The following is a 23,757-nucleotide window of genomic DNA, read 5'->3' as shown; positions in this document are numbered from 1 at the left end:
ATCAACCCTGGTTGAGGAGCTGACGCAAGTCGATCACTGCAGCGTTGGCCCGGGAAATGTAGTTGGCCATTACCAGCGAATGGTTCGCCAGTACCCCGAAACCACTGCCATTGAGAATCATCGGACTCCACACCGGTTCCTGCGAGGCCTCAAGCTCACGAATGATCTGCCGCACGCTGACGGTGGCGTTTTTCTTGGCCAGCACGTCGGCAAAATCGACTTCGATGGCGCGCAGCAGGTGGGACAGTGCCCACGCCTGGCCACGGGCCTCGTAGAACACGTTGTCGATCTGCATCCAGGGGGTTTCCACCACTTCCTCATCGACCTGCGGCACTTCACCCGGCGCCAGCGCTTCGGTTTTCAACGCGGTGTTCAGCTTGACCCGGCCCACGCTGGCCGACAGGCGTTGCGACAGCGAACCCAGGCGGGTGGCGACATCGCCCAGCCAGTTGTTCAGGTTGTCGGCGCGGGAATAGAACAGCGCGCCCTTCTGGTTCGGGTCGGACAGGCGTGCTTCATAGCGGTTCAGGGAGTTGATGCCTTCCTGGTATTCCGACTCGCTGGACGGCAGCACCCAGCTCTTGTTGTCGAAGTTGAAACGCGGCTCGGCCTTGGCCAGGTCAGCGTCTTCAGCCGACTGCGACTGGGAACGGGCGAAGTCTTTGCGCAAGGCACGGGTCAGGTCACGCACCTGCACCAGCACGCCGTACTCCCAGCTGGGCATGTTGTCCATCCACAGGCCTGGCGGGAAACGGTCGTTGGAAATGTAGCCACCTGGCTTGTTCAGCAAGGTGCCGACCACGGTTTTCAGGGTTTCGACGGTGGTGTAGCCGATCACCATCTGCTTGCCTTCCTTCTCGGCGGCCAGCTGGGCGTTTTGCTGGACCGGGAACAACGCCGGTTCCTGACTCCAATACCAACCCAGGCCACCGGCGACCAGCAAGTACAAGCAGATCACGCTGAGCAAGGCGCGGCTCATCAGCAGGTTGCGAACGTAGCTGCGGTTGGCCGACTTGGGCTCAGGGGCGGGGCCTTTGGCACTGCCTTCGCGGTTTTTCCAGTCCAGCATGGCGATATCCTTTCAATCACTTGAGTTCATGCACATCAATTGTCCGGGTGCGGTCAAACATTCCGACCACAACCCTACCCCATCGTGCCCATCGGTGCGGGGTTTTAAAGCAAATTGGCGCATACCGAAGGTTGGACTATAAAGGATGCACACTTTTTACACAGCGCGACCACGAGGTCAAAAAATGAATACCGCAGACACCTACTTAATTGACGTATGACACTCATTCGTCAGAAAAGAGATGCTAGCATAGAGCCATCAGTCGACCTCAGCATGCACCCGCACAGTAGTCAGGATATGACCGAGTCAGAAGACCCCAGCCGCGAGCGTCTCAAGCAGCACTTTGCCCAGCGGGTAATTCATCAGGCACGTCAAATCCTTGAGATCTGGCAGCGCCTGCAGCGTAGCGAATGGTCCAACGCGGATTTCTCCGAGCTCAATGAAGCCAATCTGCGCCTGCAGCGCTTTGCCGAGCGCTTCGAACAGCCCGAACACCGCCAACTGGCCCAGCACATTGGCGAGTCCCTCAAGGCGGTGGATGAAAACCGCGGGCGCTTGAGCAGCCAATTGATCACCGAGCTCAATCGCTTGATGCAGCGCTTATCGCGCACCGGGTTGCGCCAGGGCGATCAGCTGGAACAAACCCTGCTGCCGCCGATGCGCAAGCCGATCTACGTGATGCTGGCCGACCATAACCGCGCCGAGCGCCTGGCCAAGCAGTTGGAATTCTTCGGCATGAGCGCCCAGTCCCTGGACAGCGTCGCAGCCTTTCGCGCCGCCATGGCCGAGCGCCTGCCGTCGGCCATCGTGATGGACGTGGATTTCTGCGGCACCGGCCTGGGCCTGAAACTGGCTGCCGAAGCCCAGGAAGGCCTGGAGCAAAAGCTGCCGCTGCTGTTTTTCAGCCTGCATGAAACCGACACCCCGACCCGCCTGGCCGCCGTGCGCGCCGGCGGTGAAGAATTCCTGACCGGCACGCTGGAGGCCTCGAGCCTGCTGGAAAAGATCGAAGTGCTGACCTGCGTGGCTCAATATGAGCCGTATAAAGTGCTGATCATTGACGACTCCCGCGCCCAGGCGTTGCATACCGAGCGCCTGCTCAACAGCGCCGGCATCGTCACCCGCACGTTGATCGAGCCGATCCGGGCCATGGCCGAACTGGCCGACTTCCAGCCCGACCTGATCATCCTCGACATGTACATGCCCGCCTGCACCGGCACCGAGCTGGCCAAGGTGATTCGTCACAACGACCGTTATGTCAGCGTACCGATCATCTACCTATCGGCCGAAGACGATCTGGACAAACAGCTGGATGCGATGAGCGAAGGCGGTGACGATTTCCTGACCAAGCCGATCAAGCCGCGCCACCTGATCACCACCGTGCGCAACCGCGCGGCGCGTGCGCGCAATTTGAAGGCGCGGATGGTGCGCGACAGCCTGACCGGGCTGTACAACCACACGCATATCCTGCAACTGCTCGAAGATTGCAGCTTCCGCGCCCGCCGCGAGAACAAGCCGCTGAGCTTTGCCATGCTCGATATCGACCACTTCAAGCGGGTCAATGACAGCCACGGTCACCCCATGGGCGACCGTGTGATCAAAAGCCTGGCGTTGTTTCTCAAGCAGCGTTTGCGCAAAAGCGACTATATCGGCCGTTATGGCGGTGAGGAATTCGCCATTGTGATGCCCGACACCGACCTCGAATCGGCCTGCAAAGTGCTGGACGAGATTCGTGGGCGTTTTGCGGAAATCCACTACCCGGCCCAACCCCAGGATTTATGGTGCACCTTCAGCGCCGGGCTGGTGGAGCTGTGCGACGGTTCCGACAGCCTGACGATGGCCGCCCAGGCCGATGAGGCGCTGTACCGCGCCAAGCATGCCGGACGTAACCGCGTGCAAGCCGCTCGCACATCAAAGCAAAGTGCCATCTTTTCACCGGAATCCACTGATTCGGTCATAACTTTGTAATGTAAACGCAATAACTTCAGGCACTTATCTTTTGCTGTCGGTTGAAACCACGCATGCGCCTGAAGCTGCTGACCAATCTCAATACCCTTTTATTGGTGGCCGTGTGCCTGGCGCTCGGGGCGACGCTGTGGTGGTCGCAACGAGCACTGGAGCGCCCGTACCTGTTGATGGAGCGCTATCTGGGGCTGTCCCAGGCCTTCGAGAACCAGGCCGCACGCAATATCGACGACTACCTGGCCAGCGGCGATGCCCTGCGCTTGAGCAGCGCCGGCCAGAGCCTGGAAAGCCTGCTGCAGCAGCTCGATTCATTGCCGCCCGAGTTGGCGCAGAACCTGCGACCCAGCCTCACGGAGCTAGACACCTTCAGCAAAACCGACCTGCTCGCCGCCGGTAAACTGGCCGGTGACCCGCAAGCGCTGTTATTGCAGGCCGAACGCGAGCTGGGGGCGAACCTGGAGCAACTGAGCCAGTACGCCAGCGCCGTGAATGCCCCGGACGCGGCGCGCTATCTGCCGCCACTGCTGGCCGCCTCGCAACACCTGGGCAAGCTGTCCCTGGCCCGGGACAAACTGGTGAGCAGCGGTCGCGCCGAATTGGCCGATGATGTCGAGCGTGAAATCGCCAACATTCGTACCCAGGCCGACCTGTTGGCCCAGCTGCCTTTGCTGGGGGTGAAGGCCAGCGCCGAATCCAGCAGCGACGATTTTTCCGCGTTGATGGGCCTGGAAAACGCTGAAAAAACCGAAGCCCAGGACACCGGCGTCGACCTCAAGCGTGAACTCAACAGCCTGTTGACTCGCTACCCTGCCGAACTCAAGCGCACCCGCGAACAGATCCAGCAACGCACCGACCTCGCCGCCGCCACACACATCAAGATCACCCGCGTGCGACAAGCCATCGCCGGCCTGGAGCCGGTGGTGCGCGCGCAGCACGCCAACATCCAGGGCGAAGTGCGCCTGATGCAGGGGCTGATGATTGGCCTGATCCTGCTGATCGCACTGTTGATCGATACCCTGCAACGCCGCCTGGCGCGGGTGCTGACCCACCTCGCCCCGGCGCTGTCCACCTGGGCCGAAGGCAACTTCAGCCAGCCGATCGCCTTGGGCAGGACCAACCGCGAACTGCACGACATCGAAGCCTCGCTGAACCGCCTGCGCGCTTATCTGGTGGACCTCGTCGGCACGATCCGCGGCAATGCCGAAGAAGTCGCTGGCAGCAGCCGCACCCTGGCCGAGCTGAGCAGCGGTTTGCACGACGGCGCCGAACGCCAGGCCGGGGACACCGCGCAGATTCGTGACTCCCTGGGCGAACTGGAGGCGACCATCCAGCAAGTGGCGGGTGATGCCAGCCAGGCTGCAGGCGCCAGTCGCAGTGCCGGTGTCGCCGTGGAACAAGGTCAGCGGGTAATCGGCTTGAGCCTGGCCGGGTTGCATGCCCTGGTGGGTGAAGTGCAGCAAAATGCGCAAATGATCGAGAAACTCGCCGCAGAGTCCGCCACCATCGGCGGCGTACTCACGGTGATCCGCTCGATCGCCGAGCAGACCAACCTGCTGGCGCTCAACGCGGCGATCGAAGCGGCCCGCGCCGGTGAGGCCGGGCGCGGTTTTGCCGTGGTCGCCGATGAAGTGCGCTCCCTGGCCCAACGTACCGCCGGCGCCACCGCCGAAATCCAAGGCCTGATCGCCGGCCTGCAAACCGCCGCCCACCAATCGGTACAAGGCATGCGGGCCCAGGTCGAACACGCCGAAGCCACCGCCGAGCAAGCCCAGGCCGCCGATGGCGCGCTGGATGAAATCGTCGGGGCGATCCAGACCATCTCCGCGACCGCCGTACGCATCGCTGACGTGACGGCGCAGCAAAGCGGGGCCGTGAGTGAGATTCGCGACAACAGCGAAAGAATTCACCAACTGGGTGAAGACAACCTGCGGCGTATCGGCCAGGGACGCAGCCAGGGCGAGCATCTGCTGGTGCTGGGCGGGCAGCTCAATACGGCTGTAAAAGCCTTTCGGGTCTGACCCGACCTTGCGCCCAGTGAAGATCAAAATGTGGGAGGGGGCTTGCTCCCGATAGCGGTGGGTCAGTCGAAGCATTTATAACTGACACACCGCAATCGGGAGCAAGCCCCCTCCCACAGTGGATCCCCATTGAATTCATAACAGTGTTGCCAATGACCAGATCCTGAGCCACAGTCACAAATTTCGCGCAATCCTCGCTAATCGTGCTGGCTACTGCATAGAACTGGACAGTCACAAAGGCTTTGCGGCATAGTCGCCGGGTTCTGCCGTACCCCACCAATAACAAGGAACAGCCGATGGCGACCTTACTGGTTCTTCACGGACCCAACCTGAACCTGCTCGGCACCCGTGAACCGGGCGTCTACGGGGCAGTGACCCTGGATCAGATCAACCTCGATCTGGAACAGCGGGCCCGTGTCGCCGGCCACCATTTGCTCTACCTGCAAAGCAATGCCGAGTATGAATTGATTGATCGCATCCATGCCGCGCGTGGCGAAGGCGTGGATTTCATTCTGATCAATCCCGCCGCTTTTACGCACACAAGCGTTGCATTACGTGACGCGCTGCTGGCGGTGAGCATCCCATTCATCGAAGTGCATTTATCGAACGTGCACAAACGCGAAGCTTTCCGCCATCACTCTTACTTCTCCGATGTAGCGGTAGGAGTGATCTGCGGCCTTGGCGCCAGCGGTTACCGACTGGCCCTGGAGGCCGCCCTGGAACACGTTGAAGAACAGGCTAAACGCCCCTGACCGACCCTTGGGAGTTGATGATTCATGGATATCCGTAAAGTTAAGAAACTGATCGAACTGCTGGAAGAATCCGGTATCGACGAGCTGGAAATCAAGGAAGGCGAAGAGTCCGTACGGATCAGCCGCCACAGCAAGACCCCGGCTCAACAGTTCTACGCGCCACAGATGCAAGCGCCGGCTCCGGCCGCTGCCGCACCTGCAGCCGCTCCAGCCGCCGCCGCGCCTGCGGCGCCAGCAGCCCCTGCGCTGAACGGTTTCGTGGTCAAGTCGCCAATGGTCGGTACTTTCTACCGCACCCCGGCACCGACCTCGCCAGCCTTCGTTGAAGTGGGCAAGACCGTGAAAGTGGGCGACACCATCTGCATCGTTGAAGCGATGAAGATGATGAACCACATCACGGCTGAAAAAGCCGGCGTCATCGAATCCATCCTGGTAGAAAACGGTCAGCCGGTTGAGTACGACCAGCCGCTGTTCACCATCGTTTGAACCGCGGAGCGCCTTCGATGTTGAAACCTGCGAAGAAACTGCAAAAAGTCCTGATCGCCAACCGCGGCGAGATCGCGCTGCGTATCCTGCGCGCCTGTAAGGAAGAGGGCATCAAGACCGTCGCTGTTTACTCGACGGCCGATACCGAATTGATGCACGTGAAACTGGCGGACGAGAGCATCTGCATCGGCCCGCCCCTGGCGACCAACTCGTACCTGAAAGTCTCGAACATCATCGCTGCCGCCGAAGTGACCGGCGCCGATGGCATTCACCCAGGCTACGGTTTCCTCGCGGAAAACGCCGATTTCGCCGAACAGGTGGAAAAATCCGGGTTTGCCTTCATCGGCCCGAAAGCCGAAACCATTCGCCTGATGGGCGACAAGGTCTCGGCCAAGGACGCCATGATCGCGGCCGGCGTGCCTACCGTTCCCGGCTCCGACGGCCCGCTGCCGGAAGATGAGGAAACCGCTCTGCGCATTGGCCGTGAAGTCGGCTACCCGGTGATCATCAAGGCCGCCGGTGGCGGTGGTGGTCGCGGCATGCGCGTGGTGCACAAGGAAGAAGAACTGATCGAAGCCGCCAAGCAGACCCGCTCCGAAGCGGCTGCCTGGTTCGGCAACCCGATGGTCTACCTGGAGAAGTACCTGACCAACCCACGTCACGTGGAAGTGCAGGTACTGTCCGACGGCCAGGGCCATGCGATCCACCTGGGCGACCGCGATTGCTCGCTGCAGCGTCGTCACCAGAAGGTATTGGAAGAAGCCCCGGCACCGGGCCTGGACGAGAAAGCTCGCCAGGAAGTCCTGGCGCGCTGCGTCAAGGCGTGCATCGACATCAACTACCGTGGCGCCGGTACTTTCGAGTTCCTCTACGAGAACGGCCGTTTCTACTTCATCGAGATGAACACTCGCGTGCAGGTAGAGCACCCGGTGTCGGAGATGGTCACCGGTATCGACATCGTCAAGGAGATGCTCAGCATCGCCGCCGGCAACGTGCTGTCCTTCACCCAGGACGACGTGAAGATCCATGGCCACTCCCTGGAGTGCCGGATCAACGCCGAAGACCCGCAAACCTTTATGCCGAGCCCAGGCCTGGTCAAGCATTTCCACGCGCCCGGCGGCAACGGCGTACGCGTCGATTCGCACCTGTACAGCGGCTACAAGGTTCCGTCCAACTACGACTCGCTGATCGGCAAGCTGATCACCTGGGGCGCGACCCGCGATGAGGCCATGGCCCGCATGCGCAACGCCCTGGACGAAATCGTGGTCGACGGCATCAAGACCAATATCCCGCTGCATCGGGACCTGGTGCGTGATGAAGGCTTCTGCGAAGGTGGTGTGAACATTCACTACCTGGAACACAAGCTGGCCAACCAGTAAGTGCTCCACCCAACATAGCCGCCTTCGGGCGGCTTTGTTGTTTCTGGCAGGCACACACCAACCACCTGTGGGAGGGGGCTTGACTGATCGTTCCCACGCTCGGCGTGGGAACGCATCTTGTGACGCTCCGCGTCACGGACGCGGAGCGTCCAGAGCAGCATTCCCACGCGGAGCGTGGGAACGATCATCAGTAATGTCGTCTTCTGCTGTTCGCTCGCGTAAACTTGCGCGCTTTCGCAGCCCCATCCCCGCTGCACACTCATTTTTTCAAAGGTGCCCGCCATGCCTTGGCTGCAAGTCCGTCTCGCCATCAGCCCAGAACAAGCCGAAACCTACGAAGACGCTTTCCTCGAAGTCGGCGCCGTGTCGGTGACCTTCATGGACGCTGAAGACCAGCCGATCTTCGAACCGGAACTCAACACCACCCCGCTGTGGTCCCACACCCACTTGCTGGCCCTGTTCGAAGACGGTACCGGGGCCGCCAGCGTACTGGCCCATCTGGAATTGCTCACCGGCGCCCCGCTGCCGGAGCATCACAGCGAAGTGATCGAAGACCAGGATTGGGAACGCAGCTGGATGGACAACTTCCAGCCCATGCGTTTCGGCCAGCGCCTGTGGATCGTACCCAGCTGGCACGCCGCCCCCGAGCCGGATGCCGTCAACCTGCTGCTGGACCCGGGCCTGGCGTTCGGCACCGGCACTCACCCCACCACCGCGCTGTGCCTGGAATGGCTGGACGGCCAGGACCTGAGCGACTGCAACGTGCTCGACTTCGGCTGCGGCTCGGGGATCCTGGCCATCGCCGCGCTGCTTCTAGGCGCCAAGCAGGCCGTGGGCACCGATATCGACGTGCAGGCCCTGGAAGCTTCCCGCGATAACGCCGGGCGCAACCACATTCCTGAAGGCAAATTCCCACTCTATTTGCCTGAGGATTTGCCCCAGGTACAGGCCGATGTGCTGGTCGCCAACATCCTCGCCGGGCCGTTGGTGTCGCTGGCGCCGCAGTTGTCGAGCCTGGTCAAGCCAGGCGGGCGCCTGGCACTGTCGGGCATTCTCGCCGAGCAAGGTGAAGAGGTCGCCGCCGCCTACGCCAGGGATTTCGAGCTGGACCCCATCGCCAACCGTGACGGCTGGGTACGCATCAGCGGTCGTCGGCGCTAGAATGAGCGCTTGTCTGAATCGGATGGCCGCATGAGCGACAGTTTCGTCACCCAGTGCCCGCATTGCCAAGCACGCTTTCGCGTCAACCACGCTCAATTGAGCGTGGCCCGTGGCGTGGTGCGCTGCGGCTCTTGCCTGCAGGTGTTCAACGCCGCGCGCCAGTTACTGGAGCAGCGCGCCCAGGTGCCGGCAGTGCAACCTGAACAGTCCGGCGCTGATGAGCCCACGCCTGAGGCGCCGCGCGCAATCAGCCAGAAACAATGGACAGCCCAGGAGCTGGACCTGGACAACCTGGACCTGGACGAGGAACTGGCCAAGCTCGAGCGCCGTGAAATTCAGCACACCCAGCCCGTCGGCGCGGACCGCCGCCAGCCCGGTGCCGAGCGTCGGCACAAGGAAGAAGCCCTCAGCGCCAGCCGCAATACAGTCAAGGCCGAGGAAGAAAAGTGGGCCGCCAGCCTGTTCAGCGAGCCGCCGCAAGAGCGCGTCCTGCCGGCCGAAGCAGAACCGGAGCCGAGCGAGCGCACCGAGCCGTCCCTGTCGTTTCACCGCGACGATCTCGACGACGACGAACCGCCACTTCGCTCGACCCCGGACGACGATCCCGATCCACCCTTCACGCCCCTGACGCCAGCGGCGCAAGCCACCGACGACCGCCCCCACGCCCGGCGCAAGCGCGCGCGTGCCGAGGCCAATGTCGACGAGGTGTTCCAGGACCTGGAGGACGACCCGCTGCACCTGTATGCGCAGAAGCGTCCGTCAGGCTTGGGCCGCCGCCTGACCTGGATCGTGCTGGTACTGCTCGCCGCCGCCGGCCTGGCGGGCCAGTACATTGCCTACCAATTCGACGAACTGGCCCGCCAGGACGCCTATCGTCCGTGGTTCCAGCAACTGTGCCCGAAATTGGGCTGCACCGTGCCATCACGGGTCGACATCGCCCACATCAAGAGCAGCAACCTGGTGGTGCGCAGCCATCCGGAGTTCGCCGGGGCGCTGGTGGTGGATGCGATCATCTACAACCGCGCGACCTTCTCCCAGCCCTTTCCGCAGCTGGAGCTGCGCTTTGCCGACTTGAACGGCGGCCTGATCGCCAGTCGGCGCTTCAAGCCCGCCGAGTACCTCAGCGGCGAGTTGGCCGGGGTCAGTGAAATGCCGTCGCAGACACCGATCCACATTTCCCTGGACATCCTTGACCCCGGCAGCAAAGCGGTGAACTACAGCCTGAGCTTCCATTCGCCCGAGTGAAGCTGCGCCAGTACCGAGGTTTGACGGCGGTTTATTGACTGCGCCGACGTCAACCAAACCGCTGGCGATAAAAAAATAACTGTTCAGATTTTATCCAATTCAGCCTTTATCCAGTCATCGAGAGCGGGTATCATGCCAACCCTTTTTCGAACTCTAATGATCCGGCCCCACAACAGGGAAGTCCTATGTCGGCGGTACGCATCGGCCCATATACATTGCACAACGGCTTGATCCTCGCCCCAATGGCGGGCGTCACGGACCAGCCCTTTCGTCAGCTCTGCAAACGTTTGGGCGCGGGTCTAGTAGTCTCTGAAATGGTCACCAGCGACATGAGTTTGTGGAACACCCGCAAGTCGCGGATGCGCATGATCCACGAAGGTGATCCCGAGCCACGCTCGGTGCAGATCGCCGGGGGTGATGCGCAGATGCTGGCGGAGGCGGCCCGGGCCAATGTGGAGCTGGGCGCGCAGATCATTGATATCAACATGGGCTGCCCGGCCAAGAAGGTCTGCAACAAGGCCGCAGGCTCCGCCCTGCTGAAAGATGAGCAGTTGGTTGCCGAGATCCTGCAGGCCGTTGTCGCCGCAGTCGATGTGCCGGTGACCCTGAAGATTCGGACCGGCTGGGACCGGGACAACAAGAATGGCCTGACGGTGGCGAAGATCGCCGAACAGGCAGGTATTGCAGCGCTGGCGGTGCATGGCCGCACCCGCGCCGACCTTTACACCGGGGAAGCCGAGTACGACACCATCGCCGCGATCAAGCAGGCGGTGTCGATGCCGGTATTTGCCAATGGCGATATCGATTCAGCCGAGAAAGCCCGGCGCGTGCTGCACGCAACCGGCGCCGATGGCGTGTTGATTGGCCGGGCCGCCCAGGGGCGGCCATGGATTTTCCGCGAGATCGAGCACTTCCTGCGTACCGGCGACGTGTTGCCGGCACCGGGACTGACCGAGGTGGAACGTATTCTGCTAGAGCATCTGGCCGCCCTGCACACCTTCTATGGGGATGTGATGGGCGTACGCATTGCTCGCAAGCATGTCGGCTGGTACCTCGCCACCTTGCCGGGCGCCAGGGAATTTCGCGCTCAGTTCAACCGTTTGGATGAAACGCAGGCACAGGTCGCCACCGTTCGTGAGTTCTTCGCCGAACGTGACAAGAGCCTGGGAACAGGGGATGGAGAAGGGGTGGCCGCATGACGATGATGACCGAGACTTTAGTGAGTGGAACAGCACCCGTGAGCGACAACGTCAATTTGAAACAGCACCTCAACACGCCGAGCGAAGAAGGCCAGACCCTTCGCGGGAGTGTCGAGAAGGCGCTGCACAATTATTTCGCCCACCTCGAGGGCGCTTCCGTCACGGACGTGTACAACCTGGTGCTCTCCGAAGTCGAGGCGCCCCTGCTCGAAAGCGTGATGAACTACGTCAAGGGCAACCAGACCAAAGCCAGTGAGCTGCTGGGCCTCAACCGGGGCACGTTGCGCAAAAAGCTCAAGCAATACGATTTGCTGTAAGCATTCAATCAAACCAGAAAGGCGCCCGCGTAAAAACGGTCGCCTTTTTTGCTGACTCCTTTGCTTTTGATGGAAATTGAGATGACCGACCAGACTACCCGCCTGCCGATCCGCCGCGCCTTGATCAGTGTTTCCGACAAGACCGGGATCCTCGAATTTGCCCGGAGCTTGCAGCTCCTTGGCGTGGAAATCCTCTCCACGGGCGGGACCTTCAAACTGCTGCAGGACAACGGCGTGGCCGCAGTAGAAGTCGCGGACTACACCGGTTTCGCGGAAATGATGGACGGTCGGGTCAAGACCCTGCACCCGAAAATCCACGGCGGCATCCTGGGTCGTCGCGGTATCGACGACGCCATCATGAACGAGCACGGCATCAAGCCGATCGACCTGGTGGCGGTTAACCTCTACCCGTTCGAAGCTACCATCAACAAGCCAGGCTGCGACCTGCCGACCGCCATCGAAAACATCGATATCGGCGGGCCGACCATGGTTCGCTCGGCCGCCAAGAACCACAAAGACGTGGCCATCGTGGTCAATGCCAGCGACTACACCCAAGTGCTCGACAGCCTGAAAGCCGGTGGCCTGACCTACGCCCAGCGGTTTGACCTGATGCTCAAGGCGTTCGAACACACCGCCGCCTACGACGGCATGATCGCCAACTACATGGGCACCGTGAACCAGGCCGCCGACGTCCTGAGCACCGAAGGCCGCAGCCAGTTCCCACGCACCTTCAACAGCCAGTTCATCAAGGCCCAGGAAATGCGCTACGGCGAGAACCCGCACCAGAGCGCGGCGTTCTACGTGGAAGCCAAGCCGGCCGAAGTGGGCATCGCCACCGCGACCCAGTTGCAAGGCAAAGAACTGTCCTACAACAACGTGGCCGATACCGACGCCGCGCTGGAATGCGTGAAAAGCTTCGTCAAACCGGCCTGCGTGATCGTCAAGCACGCCAACCCGTGCGGCGTGGCCGTGAGCCCGGACGCTGAAGGCGGGATCCGCCAGGCGTACGAACTGGCCTACGCCACCGACACCGAATCGGCGTTCGGCGGCATCATTGCCTTCAACCGTGAACTGGATGCCGAGACGGCCAAGGCCATCGTCGAGCGTCAGTTCGTCGAAGTGATCATTGCGCCAAGCGTCAGTGAAGAAGCCCGAGCCATCGTCGCCGCCAAGGCCAACGTGCGTCTGCTGGCCTGCGGCGAATGGTCGGCTGAACGCGCAGCAGCCTGGGACTACAAGCGCGTCAATGGCGGCTTGCTGGTGCAGAGCCGCGACATCGGCATGATCGGCAGCCAAGACCTTAAGGTCGTGACCAAACGCGCGCCGACCGAGCAGGAGATCAACGACCTGATCTTCGCCTGGAAAGTCGCCAAGTACGTTAAGTCCAACGCCATCGTCTACGCCAAGAATCGCCAGACCATCGGTGTCGGCGCCGGCCAGATGAGCCGCGTGAACTCGGCACGTATTGCTGCGATCAAGGCCGAACACGCCGGTTTGCAGGTAGCCGGCTCGGTGATGGCTTCCGATGCGTTCTTCCCGTTCCGTGATGGTCTGGACAATGCCGCGAAAGCCGGTGTGACCGCCGTGATCCAACCGGGCGGTTCGATGCGTGATGCTGAAGTCATCGCTGCTGCCGACGAAGCTGGCATTGCGATGGTGTTCACCGGCATGCGCCACTTCCGCCACTGATCGATCGTTCCCACGCTCTGCGTGGGAATGCCTCTTGTGGCGCTCTGCGTCACGCTTTGGGACGCGGAGCGTCCCGTGTTGCATTCCCACGCAGAGCGTGGGAACGATCATGCTAAACGAGGTTTTTTGAAATGAATGTTTTGATCATTGGCAGCGGTGGCCGTGAACACGCCCTCGCCTGGAAAGTTGCCCAAGACCCACGCGTCCAGAAAGTTTTCGTTGCACCGGGTAACGCCGGTACCGCCATTGAAGCCAAGTGCGAGAACGTCGCTATCGACGTGCTGGCCCTTGAGCAACTGGCAGATTTCGCCGAGAACAATGTCTCCCTGACCATCGTCGGCCCGGAAGTGCCGCTGGTGGCCGGCGTTGTCGACCTGTTTCGCAGCCGTGGCCTGGATTGCTTCGGGCCGACCGCCGGCGCCGCTCAACTGGAAGGTTCGAAAGCTTTCACCAAGGATTTCCTGGCGCGCCACAAGATCCCGACTGCCGACTACCAGAACTTCACCGAGATCGAGCCGGCCCTGGCTTACCTGCGTGAAAAAGGCGCGCCGATCGTGATCAAGGCCGACGGCCTCGCTGCGGGTAAAGGCGTGATCGTCGCCATGACCCTGCAGGAAGCCGAGGACGCCGTGCGCGACATGCTCGCCGGCAATGCCTTTGGTGACGCCGGTTCGCGCGTGGTAATCGAAGAATTCCTCGACGGCGAAGAAGCCAGCTTCATCGTGATGGTCGACGGCAAGAACGTACTGCCAATGGCCACCAGCCAGGACCACAAGCGCGTCGGCAACGGCGACAGCGGCCCGAACACCGGCGGCATGGGGGCTTACTCCCCGGCGCCGGTGGTCACCGCCGACGTGCACCAGCGCGTCATGGACCTGGTGATCTGGCCGACCGTGCGCGGCATGGCCGACGAAGGCAACGTCTACACCGGCTTCCTCTACGCCGGCCTGATGATCGACAAAGCCGGTAACCCGAAAGTCATCGAGTTCAACTGCCGCTTTGGCGACCCGGAAACCCAACCGGTGATGCTGCGCCTGCAGTCGAGCCTGGTGCTGCTGGTGGAAGCCGCGCTGGCCCAGGCCCTGGACAAGGTCGAAGCGCAGTGGGACCCACGCCCGAGCGTCGGTATCGTGCTGGCGGCCGGTGGCTACCCTGCCGATTACGCCAAGGGCGATGTGATCGAGGGCCTGGAGGCGGCGGCAGCGCTGGAAGGCAAGGTGTTCCATGCTGGCACTGCGCTGAAGGACGGCCAGGTCGTCACCGCCGGTGGCCGCGTGCTGTGCGCCACCGCCATGGGCGCCAGTGTCGACGCCGCGCAGCAACAGGCGTACAAGCTGGCCGCGAAAATCGACTGGAAAGGCTGCTTCTATCGCACCGACATCGGTTACCGCGCCATTGCCCGTGAACGTGGCGAGAGCAACTGAGTAGCTATCCGTTCGGGTAGGTAAGGGCCTCTGGCCCTTGCCGTACTCATGCCCCCCGCGCATAGTTAACCCGTGCATTCACCTACGAAGGGACTTCGCCTTGCGCTGGCTCAGGATCGCCTTAGCTTTTACAGTCAGCCTGCTGACCTTGCTCTGCCTGGCCCCGGCTCAAGCCGCTGCGCAAGGCAGTGGTTGGGCAGTATTGCTCGATGAGCAGGCCGACCTGCAACTGAGCGATATCCGCTCCGCCCGCTACACCAATCAATTCAGCCCCATCGAACTGGACCGGATTACCGCCGCGCAGCCAGACGGTGCGTTGTGGGTACGCTTCAAGCTGCAACCCGGCAAGCATGAACAAGTGCTGCGGGTGTTCGCGCCGGACCTGTCGCACCTGAGCCTGTATGTGTTGGACGGCGATACCCTGGTGGAACAGCAGACCACCGGCACGCGCCAGCCCCAGGCCGAGCGCCCGCTGCCGAGCAGTGACTTCATGCTCCCGATGCCGCAGAGCCAGCGCCCGCTCGAGGTGTACCTGCGCCTGGTGTCGGAGCACGAGCTACGCCCTTACATCACGCTGGAACCCGCCGTACTGGCAGCCGCCAACCAGAACCAGACGCTGCTCTATGGCCTGTTGTTCGGCGTGCTGCTGATGCTGATTCTGCATAACCTCACACGCTTCGCCTACCACCGCTCGCGCAGCAGCCTGTGGCTGGCGGCCTGCGAAGTGCTGTTGATGCTCAGCCTGGCGCTGTTGCTCAACGTGGTGGGGCCATGGCTGCCGAACTGGCATGCGATCCAGACCCCAGGCGCCTACCTCGCGCTGCTGCTGACCGCGCCCTGCGGGCTGATGTTTGCCTATCGTTTCTTCATGCCCCTGGGCCCACACCCGCTGAACAAACTGTTGATGGCCGACATCTTGTTGATCGTGCTGTGTGGCCTGCTGCTGTTGTTCGTCAACACCCTGCCGCTGAACATCATCACCTACGCCCTGGTCGCGCTGGCCGGCCTGAGCATGCTGTTTGTCTCGGCCTATCACTGGCAAAGAGGCTATCGCCCGGCGCGCCTGTTCGTGGCCGGCATGGTGGTGTTCAACATCGGCACGCTGATCATTCTGCCCGCCCTGCTCGGCCTCACGCTGGTGGCGCCGCAAGGCCTGATCGTGACCCTGCTCACGTTTATCTGCCTCAGCGGCCTGTTGATGAGCCTGGCCCTCGGCGAGCGCCAGCGCGCCATTGTCGAAACCCGCTTCAGCCTCAGCCGCGACCTGGCCGCCAGCAACGCCGAAATTGCCGCCAAGGCCGAATTCCTGGCGAAGATCAGCCACGAAATCCGCACCCCCATGAACGGCGTGCTGGGCATGACTGAGTTGCTGCTGGGCACGCCGTTGTCGGTGAAACAACGCGACTATGTGCAGACCATCCACAGCGCCGGCAACGAGTTGCTCACGCTGATCAACGAAATCCTCGACATCTCCAAGCTCGAGTCGGGACAGATCGAACTCGATGATGTGCAGTTCGACCTCAACGCGCTGATCGACGACTGCCTGAGCATCTTCCGCGCCAAGGCCGAGCAGCAGAATGTCGAGCTGATCAGTTTCATCCAGCCCCAGGTGCCGCGCGTGATCAGCGGTGATCCGACACGCCTGCGCCAGGCGTTGCTGAGCCTGCTGGAAAACGCCCTGCACAAAACCGACGAGGGCGAAGTGCTGATCGTCGTGGCCCTCGACGAACGCAGCACCCAGCCACGCCTGCGCATCGCGGTACAAGACAGCGGCGTGCCGATGGAAGCCGCCGAACGCGACGCCCTGCTGCACAGCGAACTGCACAGCAAGAACTTCCTCTCGGCGACACGCTTGAGCGGCCACCTGGGCCTGGTTATCGCACGTCAGTTGATCCTGTTGATGAACGGCGAGTTCGGTATCAAGAGCGGCAGTCACCAAGGCAGCACGCTGTGGCTGACCCTGCCGCTGGACCCGGAACGCCTCGAGCATCCGACCTCCGATCTCGACGGCCCGCTCAAGGACGCACGCGTACTGGTGGTGGACGACAACGACACCTGCCGCAAGGTGCTGTTGCAGCAATGCTCGGCCTGGGGCCTGAACGTCAGCGCCGTGGCTTCCGGCAAAGAGGCCCTGGCCCTGCTGCGTACCAAGGCGCACCTGCGCGATTACTTCGACGTGGTGCTGCTGGACCAGAACATGCCCGGCATGACCGGCATGCAGCTGGCGGCGAAGATCAAGGAAGACCCGAGCCTGAACCACGATATCCTGCTGATCATGCTCACGGGCATCAGCAACGCACCGAGCAAGATCATCGCGCGCAACTGCGGGATCAAGCGCATCCTGGCCAAACCGGTGGCCGGCTATACGCTCAAGACCACCCTGGCCGACGAACTGGCCCAACGCAGCAAAGGCGTGACCCACCCTCGCCCCGCTCCAGCCGCCCCGGCAGTGATTACGGTGCCCAGCGACTTCCGCATCCTGGTGGCCGAAGACAACAGCATCTCTACCAAAGTGATCCGCGGCATGCTCGGCAAGCTCAACCTCAACCCGGACACCGCCAGCAACGGCGAAGAAGCGCTGGAGGCGATGAAAGCCCAGCGTTATGACCTGGTATTGATGGACTGTGAAATGCCGATCCTCGATGGTTTCTCCGCCACCCAGCAACTGCGCGCGTGGGAAGTCAGCCACCAACGTGTACGCACGCCGGTGGTGGCGCTGACCGCGCACATTCTTTCGGAACACAAGGAACGTGCGCGCCAGGCCGGGATGGATGGGCATATGGCCAAGCCGGTGGAGCTGTCGCAGTTGCGCGAGCTGGTGGAATTCTGGGTGGCGCAGCGCCAACAACGGCCAGAGCACGCCCCCTCCTGACTGATCGTTGACTGATCGTTCCCACGCTCCGCGTGGAAACGCCGCCTGGGACGCTCCGCGTCTTGCGCCTGGCGTGACGCGGAGCGTCACCGGATGCATTCCCACGCGGAGCGTGGGAACGATCAGCGCGTGGGAACGATCAGCCCCCTCCCACATTTGATCTCTGGCGCCTGATAGACTCCTCCACACTTCCACCACCCGCGAGCCGCCCCTCATGCTCCATGTGTTGTTCAGCGTTTACCTGAAGATGCTGGTGCTCTATAGCCCGTTCTTTGTGCTGTCCTGCTTTATCAGCCTGACCCGTGGTTATTCCAGCAAGGAGCGGCGGCGCCTGGCGTGGAAAGTCGCGCTGGCGACGCTGGTATCGAGCGTGCTGCTGTACCTGTTCGGCCGGGTGATTTTCAGTGTGTTCGGTATCACCGTGGATGCCTTCCGCATCGGTGCCGGCAGCGTGCTGTTTATCTCCGCCCTGGGCATGGCCCAGGGCAAGTCGGCGGTGCAGACCGATAACGTGCAGCAGGACGTGACCATCGTACCGCTGACCATCCCGCTGACGGTCGGCCCCGGCACCATCGGCGCGCTGCTGGTGATGGGGGTAAGCCAGCCCCACTGGGACGACAAGCTCACCGCCATCCTCAGCATCGCCCTGGCCAGCCTTACCGTGGGCGTGGTGCTGTACCTGTCCAATCGGATCGAACGAATTCTCGGCGACCAGGGCTTGCAGATTGTCAGCCGGTTGATGGGGTTGTTCGTGTGTGCCCTGGCCGCGCAAATTATCTTTACCGGGGTGCGCGGTTATCTGGTGACCTAGATCCGGTATTTGGCAATGGCCGACTGCACCTTGTCGCCCGCGCTGTCACGCATCAGCTGAAGGGTCTTCTCGTTGACCACCGAGGTATTCAGCACCAGGCAGGTCTGCCCGCTGAAGGCCTCGAACGATGAGCTGTCCCATTCAAGGAACGGCAAACCCACCTGTTTACTCACGCCATGGCTGCTGTAGGTCACCAGCACCATCATCACTTCGCCATTGGTTTGCGCGCAGGACGCCACGCCAAAGTCACCGCCCTGGTGCACGCTGCAGTTGCGCTTGAACAAATCGAACGACGCCGGCTGTTGCTTCAAGGCTTCCAGCGCATCCGCGGCCAGTTTCGGCAGCAGGCTGAGCAGCGGCCCCGACAACGACATCGAAGCGAGCATCGCGCCGATGATATTCAGTGCGGCCAGTTGCACCGTCAGCCCCTCGCCGACCCGTGAGACTCGCTCAAAACTGCTGCGCAACGGTAACCAGCCGAGGCTGACCATGACCTTGATAAATTCGTCGTACCAGGCCTCGGTGCCCCGATGAACATTCAATACATCGCTCACATAGCTGCTGGCCAACAGGTAGCTTTTGCGAATGTACTCGCGGTTAAGCCCGGACAACCCCTCGGCGAAAGAAATCACGCCGTTGTTGACCACCGCCGCATTGCAGTCATCTTCGGTGTCCAGCGGTGAAGCCGCGTGCGTGCCTGGCGCACCCGGCAATTTGTAGGCGGCAATCAACTTGCGCCTTTTGGTACTGTTGATCCTTCTGTGATGTCGCTCCATTTCCAATTCTCCACGTACACCCCGACTCGGGGCTTGTAACCACACTAGTCCACTGACCGGCGGGCTTTCCAGACGACAAACATCCCTTGGCGCGGCTCGGCCAAGCGCGCCGTCCAGCAATAGCGCGGCATGCACGAAGGGCTTCATGGTTTCGCCGTGAAAAAAAGAAAAAGCCCCGGACGACTACAGGAAAATCCTTGAGTCATTCGGAGCTTTCGGACCACCGCCGAGGTGTTTTCAGGAGGCGGGTTTACCGCCGTACCAGCGCGGTGTGTACACCCATTCCCCGCCGCCGGCACGCGCAAAGGTGCAGGTGGTGGACGAGCCGACCAGCACCATGGTGCGCATATCCACTTGGTCCGGGGTGAGCTGGCCCAGCGTGGTGACGCGCAGCGTCTGGCCGGGGCGACCGATATCACGGCCCAGTACCACCGGTGTTTCAGGCGTGCGGTGCTGCGCGACGATCTCCAGCGCACGCCCCAGTTGCCACGGACGCGCACGGGAAATCGGGTTATAGAACGCCAGCGCCAGGTCGGCCTGGGACGCGAGGTCCAGACGCTTTTCGATGATCGACCAGGGCTTGAGGTTATCCGACAGCGACATCACACAGAAATCATGCCCCAGCGGCGCGCCCGCCTGGGCAGCGGTGGCCAGGGAAGCCGAGACGCCAGGCAGGATTTGCAGCTCGACCTGATGCCAGGCCGGGTCGCTGGACTCATGCAACGCCTCGATCACCGCAGCGGCCATGGCGAATACACCGGGGTCGCCGGACGACACCACCACCACCGAGCGCCCTTGGGCGGCCAGTTCGAAGGCGTGACGTGCGCGCTGCATTTCTTCGCGGTTGTCCGTGCAGTGCTGCACCTGGTCATCACGGAACGGCCCGGCCATGCGCACGTAGGTTTCGTAGCCCAGCACATCGGTGCAGCGCGCCAACTCAGCCTTGACGGCCGGCACCATCAAGTCAGCGGCGCCGGGGCCGAGGCCGATCACGGCGAGACGGCCACGCGGGCGGCCTACCTGTGACACATCCACCGGCTGCTCGGCCACGCTGAGGGTGATGTCCGCGTGCGGCTCAAGCTTGGCAAAGCGCAGCGGTACACCCAGCTCCAACGCGGCCTCATGCAACGAGGCTTCGGCCATCTGCGTGTCGCTCGCCAGCAGGCACGCCAACGCTTGCACGGCAACGCCCGCCTCATGCAAGGCCGTGCGCACACGTGCCGCCAGGTGCGCACCGGGCTTGCAGGTGACGCACACCGTCTTCGGGTAGATCAGCAATTCGTTGGCGGCAGGCGTACGCTCGGCACTGCCCACATGAATCGCCAGGCGTGCCTGCGGATCCTGCGGCAAATTGGCCTGCTCGAGCCAGGGCGCCGCGCCTTCGATGCGCACGCTTTCACCGGCCAGCAGGTCCGAGACAAAGCGCTTGCCCAGCTCCAGGTCCGCCAACGCATAGCCCGTTGGCGGGTTGAGCAGGCAGGTGCCGAACCGCAACTCGCCGCTGGTGGTGATCGCCGCTGCCACGCCCAATGCGGCGGCAATCTCCCGCGCCATCACGTTCACGCCGCCCAGGCCGCCCAGCAGCGGCACCACGGCGCTGCCGTCTTCGGCGACGGCCAGCACGGCCGGCTCCTCGCCTTTTTCGAGCAAGAGCGGCGCGAGGGTGCGGATCACGATGCCGGCGGCGCACAGCGCAATCAGCGGCGTGCCTTGCTGGTAGAGCTGGCGCAGGGTGGCGCCGAATTCGCTGTAGCGTTGGTCTGCACCCTCAACCCGACCGTCCAGGCCATGGATCAGCGCAGCCGGGTAAAGCTGCTGGATCCTGCGCGCGGTCGCCAGGCTGCCCTGGCCCAGAATGACAATCGCCGGGCTCATCAACCTTGCCACCGTTCACCGGGTACGATGATCAACGAGAAATACGGCGACGACATCGGCTCCACCTGATCCAGCGGCACGATTTTCTGATTGGCCATGGTGGCTCGCTCCACATACAGCGCGCGCCCGGCCAGACCGAGTTCTTCCAATACCTGGCGCACCTTGGGAAAGTTGCGCCCCAGCTTCATGATCACCGCCGCATCCGCGTCCGCCAGTCGGCGCTTGAGGTCATCGTGGGGCAACACGCCAGAGAGCACCGACAGGCTCTGATTGCGATACACCAGCGGCGCGCCCAATACCGAAGCACCGCCCAGCATCGAACACACGCCCGGGATGACCTGCGCCTCATAGCGTTCGGCGAGGCGGTCGTGCAGGTACATATAAGAGCCGTAGAAGAACGGGTCGCCTTCGCAGATCACCGCCACATCGCGGCCGGCATCCAGGTGCGCGGCCACAGCGACACTGGCCGTGTCGTAGAAATCGCTGATCACTTGCTCATAGGACAGCGGCGCCGGCAGCGCCTCGGTGGTCACCGGGTACACCAGCGGCATCAGGGTTTGCTGGGGCACCAGGTGGTCTTCGATGATGCCGAAGGCATTGCCCTTCTTGCCCTTGGCCACGAAGTACGCCACCACCGGCGATTCGCGCAGCAGGCGCAGCGCCTTGAGGGTGATCAGTTCCGGGTCACCGGGCCCTACGCCCAGGCCGATCAGACGTCCGCGTGCAGGCATTATTCAACCTCCGTGGCGAGCGCATTGACGGCGGCAGCGGCCATGGCGCTGCCACCCAGGCGGCCCTGCATGATCACGAACGGCACGCCACGGCTATCGGCGGCGAGCATCGCCTTGGATTCGGCGGCACCAACAAAACCCACCGGAAAACCCAGGATCAACGCCGGTTTCGGCGCGCCGGCGTCGAGCATTTCCAACAGGTAGAACAAGGCGGTCGGCGCGTTGCCGATCACCACCACGCTGCCGGCCAAATGCGGACGCCAGAGTTCCAGGGCAGCGGCGGAGCGTGTGTTGCCAAGCTCGCGCGCCAGCTCTGGCACGCTGTCGTCACGCAGGGTGCAGATCACCTTGTTGTTGGCCGGCAGGCGCGCACGGGTCACGCCTTCGGAGACCATCCGCGCATCGCATAAAATCGGTGCGCCCGCCGCGAGCGCGTCGCGCCCGGCCTTGCCTGCGCCGTCGGAAAATTGCAGGCCGTCGATGGCCTCGACCATGCCGCATGCATGAATCACCCGCACCGCGAGTTTCTCCAGGTCCGCCGGGATACGCGCCAGGTTGGCCTCCGCGCGAATAATGGCGAAGGAGTTGCGATAGATCTCCTGACCGTCGCGGATGTAATCAATCATCGGTGTTGCTCCGTGGGCGAGCGCGCAGCAAGGCGCCCGCCGCGTCAATAGAAAGAGTGCGCGCGTGCAGCCGGCCAAAACCTGGATGAGCAGCGTCGCGAAAATAGAGGTCGTAGTGGCCGGGGCTCACCGCCAGCAAGGTGACCGGCGCGGTGTGCGCGGCGGCGCAGGAGCGCGGGCAGCCGGACAGGTGAACGTCGTGACCCGGTTGCAGGGCGGCCAATTGCACGGCGTCGGCCTTGGTATCCGACAAGCCCTTGCCGCAGCCGCTGGAACCGGTGCAGGCGATCATGCGCGCCAGGGGTTGGTCGGCTGCGCAGAGAAAGCCCAGTTGCGCCAACTGCTCGGTCACCACGCCTGGCTGCGTGAGGTTAGGCAGCAGCACGCCCTGCCAAGGGGTGAACCGCAAGGTGGCGTCGCCATACTCGCAGGCCAGCTGTGCAGCGCCCTTGAGCATCGCCGAATCCAGGCGGCCCAATGGCGCGGCGGCGGTGACATAGAACCGGCCTTGCTGGCGCTGTGGATAACTGCCCGGATGGCCTGAAGCGCCGCTGGCCGGGCGGTTGAAGCCATTCGCCGGCAGTAAAGGCAGGCTCAGGCGGCTCAGTAAGTTATCCACAACCAACTGGCGCATGCGCGTTTGTTCCGGCGTGGCCAGGTCGAGAAAGGCGTCGAGCACGGCCACCACCAGCGCATGGCCCTGGTCCAAGCGCACAGCGGCCAACGGTGCATTCAGGCCAGGACAGCCGGCCAGGCCGAACGCGAGCAGGGTTTCACCCGCCTGTTCGAAGGCCGACAGCCACAGATCGTGATGATGTTCGAGCATCGCCAAGGCCTCGAAGCCATCCAGCTGCACGGCGAATTTGGCCGACAGCTCATGAAAGCGTGGATGGTTTTCCAGGGTGGCGAGGATCTGCCCGGCCAGTGGGCGCGTGTCGAGCAGCATCTGCGGGTCGATGCCGGCGCTGGGGCTGAGCATCAGGTTGCGCACGTCATCACCGCCCGCATTGCTCGGGCCGAGGCCTGCCGCCAGCAACATCGCGATCAAGGCCTCCTGCTCGGCGCAGATCCCGCGAATCTGCAGGTTGGCGCGGTTGGTCGCCTCGATCACCCCGCCCGCGTACGCCTGGGCAGCGTCCGCCACGGCGTTGGCCTGGGCCGCGGTGATCGAGCCACCGGCCAGTTTGATCCGACAAATACCGCCGTCCAGCGCCTGGACGATGCGCAACAACCCCGGACAAGCCGAGGGGCGCAAGGTATTCAGAGCGGGCGTTGGCTTCACGGGGCTTCCGGTTGACGGGTAAAGGCGCGGTATTATGCCTGCTTTGTCCGACGGCATGAAAAGCCTGCCCGTCGGATGTC

At 62.7% G+C, this 23,757-nt stretch carries 19 protein-coding genes; 13 read left to right on the top strand and 6 right to left on the bottom strand.

Annotated elements, in window-relative coordinates:
• Nucleotide 1: 1 nt before the first annotated feature.
• A complete protein-coding gene (locus tag C4J85_RS03095; RefSeq protein ID WP_124369442.1) occupies nucleotides 2–1,069 on the bottom strand; it encodes a DUF2333 family protein in 1,068 nt (355 codons plus the stop codon).
• 297 nt (nucleotides 1,070–1,366) lie between these two features.
• On the opposite strand from C4J85_RS03095, the gene C4J85_RS03090 reads away from it, so the two are divergent.
• From C4J85_RS03090 to C4J85_RS03020, 13 genes are all read left to right on the top strand, one after another.
• The gene (locus C4J85_RS03090) at nucleotides 1,367–3,037 is read left to right on the top strand and encodes a PleD family two-component system response regulator (RefSeq protein WP_124361098.1); all 1,671 of its coding nucleotides are present in this window, start codon (nucleotides 1,367–1,369) and stop codon (nucleotides 3,035–3,037) included.
• Nucleotides 3,038–3,090: 53 nt separating this feature from the next.
• Nucleotides 3,091–5,052 carry a methyl-accepting chemotaxis protein gene (locus C4J85_RS03085; protein ID WP_124369440.1) on the top strand — a complete coding sequence of 654 codons (1,962 nt, stop codon included), beginning with the start codon at nucleotides 3,091–3,093 and terminating at the stop codon, nucleotides 5,050–5,052.
• Nucleotides 5,053–5,348: 296 nt separating this feature from the next.
• Nucleotides 5,349–5,804 (top strand): type II 3-dehydroquinate dehydratase, encoded by a 456-nt coding sequence (aroQ, locus tag C4J85_RS03080; RefSeq protein ID WP_065951442.1) that lies wholly within the window; start codon nucleotides 5,349–5,351, stop codon nucleotides 5,802–5,804.
• A gap of 24 nt (nucleotides 5,805–5,828) precedes the next feature.
• Nucleotides 5,829–6,290: an acetyl-CoA carboxylase biotin carboxyl carrier protein gene (gene accB / locus C4J85_RS03075; protein WP_012721998.1), complete on the top strand. Its 462-nt coding sequence runs from the start codon at nucleotides 5,829–5,831 to the stop codon at nucleotides 6,288–6,290.
• A gap of 17 nt (nucleotides 6,291–6,307) precedes the next feature.
• Nucleotides 6,308–7,669 carry an acetyl-CoA carboxylase biotin carboxylase subunit gene (gene accC / locus C4J85_RS03070; protein ID WP_124365687.1) on the top strand — a complete coding sequence of 454 codons (1,362 nt, stop codon included), beginning with the start codon at nucleotides 6,308–6,310 and terminating at the stop codon, nucleotides 7,667–7,669.
• A gap of 282 nt (nucleotides 7,670–7,951) precedes the next feature.
• A complete protein-coding gene (prmA, locus tag C4J85_RS03060) occupies nucleotides 7,952–8,830 on the top strand; it encodes a 50S ribosomal protein L11 methyltransferase (protein ID WP_124408968.1) in 879 nt (292 codons plus the stop codon).
• Between the two features lie 30 nt (nucleotides 8,831–8,860).
• On the top strand, nucleotides 8,861–10,075 hold the full coding sequence (locus C4J85_RS03055; RefSeq protein WP_124408967.1) for a DUF3426 domain-containing protein: 1,215 nt from the start codon (nucleotides 8,861–8,863) through the stop codon (nucleotides 10,073–10,075).
• 185 nt (nucleotides 10,076–10,260) lie between these two features.
• Nucleotides 10,261–11,274 carry a tRNA dihydrouridine synthase DusB gene (gene dusB, locus C4J85_RS03045; RefSeq protein WP_124406186.1) on the top strand — a complete coding sequence of 338 codons (1,014 nt, stop codon included), beginning with the start codon at nucleotides 10,261–10,263 and terminating at the stop codon, nucleotides 11,272–11,274.
• Nucleotides 11,271–11,591: a DNA-binding transcriptional regulator Fis gene (gene fis, locus C4J85_RS03040; protein WP_003221275.1), complete on the top strand. Its 321-nt coding sequence runs from the start codon at nucleotides 11,271–11,273 to the stop codon at nucleotides 11,589–11,591. The genes dusB and fis overlap by 4 nt, the downstream gene beginning before the upstream one ends.
• Before the next feature lie 81 nt (nucleotides 11,592–11,672).
• Nucleotides 11,673–13,280, top strand: a complete 1,608-nt coding sequence (purH, locus tag C4J85_RS03035; RefSeq protein ID WP_124408966.1) for a bifunctional phosphoribosylaminoimidazolecarboxamide formyltransferase/IMP cyclohydrolase — start codon at nucleotides 11,673–11,675, stop codon at nucleotides 13,278–13,280.
• A 131-nt stretch (nucleotides 13,281–13,411) separates the two neighbouring features.
• The gene (gene purD / locus C4J85_RS03030) at nucleotides 13,412–14,704 is read left to right on the top strand and encodes a phosphoribosylamine--glycine ligase (protein WP_124408965.1); all 1,293 of its coding nucleotides are present in this window, start codon (nucleotides 13,412–13,414) and stop codon (nucleotides 14,702–14,704) included.
• Between the two features lie 100 nt (nucleotides 14,705–14,804).
• Nucleotides 14,805–17,576, top strand: a complete 2,772-nt coding sequence (locus C4J85_RS03025) for a hybrid sensor histidine kinase/response regulator (protein ID WP_124369433.1) — start codon at nucleotides 14,805–14,807, stop codon at nucleotides 17,574–17,576.
• A 214-nt stretch (nucleotides 17,577–17,790) separates the two neighbouring features.
• Complete coding sequence (locus tag C4J85_RS03020) at nucleotides 17,791–18,387, top strand: MarC family protein (protein ID WP_065883442.1); 597 nt, start codon at nucleotides 17,791–17,793, stop codon at nucleotides 18,385–18,387.
• On the opposite strand, the gene C4J85_RS03015 is transcribed toward C4J85_RS03020, so the two are convergent.
• The 5 genes from C4J85_RS03015 to cobG all read right to left on the bottom strand — a co-directional run bounded on the left by C4J85_RS03015 (nucleotide 18,384) and on the right by cobG (nucleotide 23,734).
• Entirely contained in the window at nucleotides 18,384–19,163 is a 780-nt protein-coding gene (locus C4J85_RS03015; RefSeq protein WP_124408964.1) for a hypothetical protein, read from the bottom strand. The two genes, C4J85_RS03020 and C4J85_RS03015, sit on opposite strands and share 4 nt — an antisense overlap.
• Before the next feature lie 237 nt (nucleotides 19,164–19,400).
• Nucleotides 19,401–21,038, bottom strand: a complete 1,638-nt coding sequence (gene cobJ / locus C4J85_RS03010) for a precorrin-3B C(17)-methyltransferase (protein WP_124408963.1) — start codon at nucleotides 21,036–21,038, stop codon at nucleotides 19,401–19,403.
• A complete protein-coding gene (locus C4J85_RS03005) occupies nucleotides 21,038–21,769 on the bottom strand; it encodes a precorrin-2 C(20)-methyltransferase (RefSeq protein ID WP_124365677.1) in 732 nt (243 codons plus the stop codon). The genes cobJ and C4J85_RS03005 overlap by 1 nt, the downstream gene beginning before the upstream one ends.
• Nucleotides 21,769–22,395, bottom strand: a complete 627-nt coding sequence (locus tag C4J85_RS03000) for a precorrin-8X methylmutase (protein ID WP_124361086.1) — start codon at nucleotides 22,393–22,395, stop codon at nucleotides 21,769–21,771. Before C4J85_RS03000 ends, C4J85_RS03005 begins: the two co-directional genes overlap by 1 nt.
• On the bottom strand, nucleotides 22,388–23,734 hold the full coding sequence (cobG, locus tag C4J85_RS02995; protein WP_124408962.1) for a precorrin-3B synthase: 1,347 nt from the start codon (nucleotides 23,732–23,734) through the stop codon (nucleotides 22,388–22,390). Before cobG ends, C4J85_RS03000 begins: the two co-directional genes overlap by 8 nt.
• Between the last annotated feature and the right edge of the window lie 23 nt (nucleotides 23,735–23,757).

It is taken from the genome of Pseudomonas sp. R4-34-07, from assembly GCF_003852375.1.
Lineage (GTDB): Bacteria > Pseudomonadota > Gammaproteobacteria > Pseudomonadales > Pseudomonadaceae > Aquipseudomonas.
Note: the sequence above shows the minus strand (reverse complement) of the source record. Positions and strands in the feature narration are given on the sequence as shown.

What these genes read in the sequence shown, in the direction of transcription:
- C4J85_RS03000 (WP_124361086.1), bottom strand. Translation starts at nt 22,395, where the DNA reads ATGATTGATTACATCCGCGACGGTCAGGAGATCTATCGCAACTCCTTC.
- purD (WP_124408965.1), top strand. Translation starts at nt 13,412, where the DNA reads ATGAATGTTTTGATCATTGGCAGCGGTGGCCGTGAACACGCCCTCGCC.
- cobG (WP_124408962.1), bottom strand. Translation starts at nt 23,734, where the DNA reads ATGCCGTCGGACAAAGCAGGCATAATACCGCGCCTTTACCCGTCAACC.
- C4J85_RS03015 (WP_124408964.1), bottom strand. Translation starts at nt 19,163, where the DNA reads ATGGAGCGACATCACAGAAGGATCAACAGTACCAAAAGGCGCAAGTTG.
- C4J85_RS03020 (WP_065883442.1), top strand. Translation starts at nt 17,791, where the DNA reads ATGCTCCATGTGTTGTTCAGCGTTTACCTGAAGATGCTGGTGCTCTAT.
- C4J85_RS03085 (WP_124369440.1), top strand. Translation starts at nt 3,091, where the DNA reads ATGCGCCTGAAGCTGCTGACCAATCTCAATACCCTTTTATTGGTGGCC.
- accC (WP_124365687.1), top strand. Translation starts at nt 6,308, where the DNA reads ATGTTGAAACCTGCGAAGAAACTGCAAAAAGTCCTGATCGCCAACCGC.
- fis (WP_003221275.1), top strand. Translation starts at nt 11,271, where the DNA reads ATGACGATGATGACCGAGACTTTAGTGAGTGGAACAGCACCCGTGAGC.
- C4J85_RS03090 (WP_124361098.1), top strand. Translation starts at nt 1,367, where the DNA reads ATGACCGAGTCAGAAGACCCCAGCCGCGAGCGTCTCAAGCAGCACTTT.
- C4J85_RS03095 (WP_124369442.1), bottom strand. Translation starts at nt 1,069, where the DNA reads ATGCTGGACTGGAAAAACCGCGAAGGCAGTGCCAAAGGCCCCGCCCCT.
- C4J85_RS03005 (WP_124365677.1), bottom strand. Translation starts at nt 21,769, where the DNA reads ATGCCTGCACGCGGACGTCTGATCGGCCTGGGCGTAGGGCCCGGTGAC.
- dusB (WP_124406186.1), top strand. Translation starts at nt 10,261, where the DNA reads ATGTCGGCGGTACGCATCGGCCCATATACATTGCACAACGGCTTGATC.
- aroQ (WP_065951442.1), top strand. Translation starts at nt 5,349, where the DNA reads ATGGCGACCTTACTGGTTCTTCACGGACCCAACCTGAACCTGCTCGGC.
- accB (WP_012721998.1), top strand. Translation starts at nt 5,829, where the DNA reads ATGGATATCCGTAAAGTTAAGAAACTGATCGAACTGCTGGAAGAATCC.
- C4J85_RS03055 (WP_124408967.1), top strand. Translation starts at nt 8,861, where the DNA reads ATGAGCGACAGTTTCGTCACCCAGTGCCCGCATTGCCAAGCACGCTTT.
- purH (WP_124408966.1), top strand. Translation starts at nt 11,673, where the DNA reads ATGACCGACCAGACTACCCGCCTGCCGATCCGCCGCGCCTTGATCAGT.
- prmA (WP_124408968.1), top strand. Translation starts at nt 7,952, where the DNA reads ATGCCTTGGCTGCAAGTCCGTCTCGCCATCAGCCCAGAACAAGCCGAA.
- cobJ (WP_124408963.1), bottom strand. Translation starts at nt 21,038, where the DNA reads ATGAGCCCGGCGATTGTCATTCTGGGCCAGGGCAGCCTGGCGACCGCG.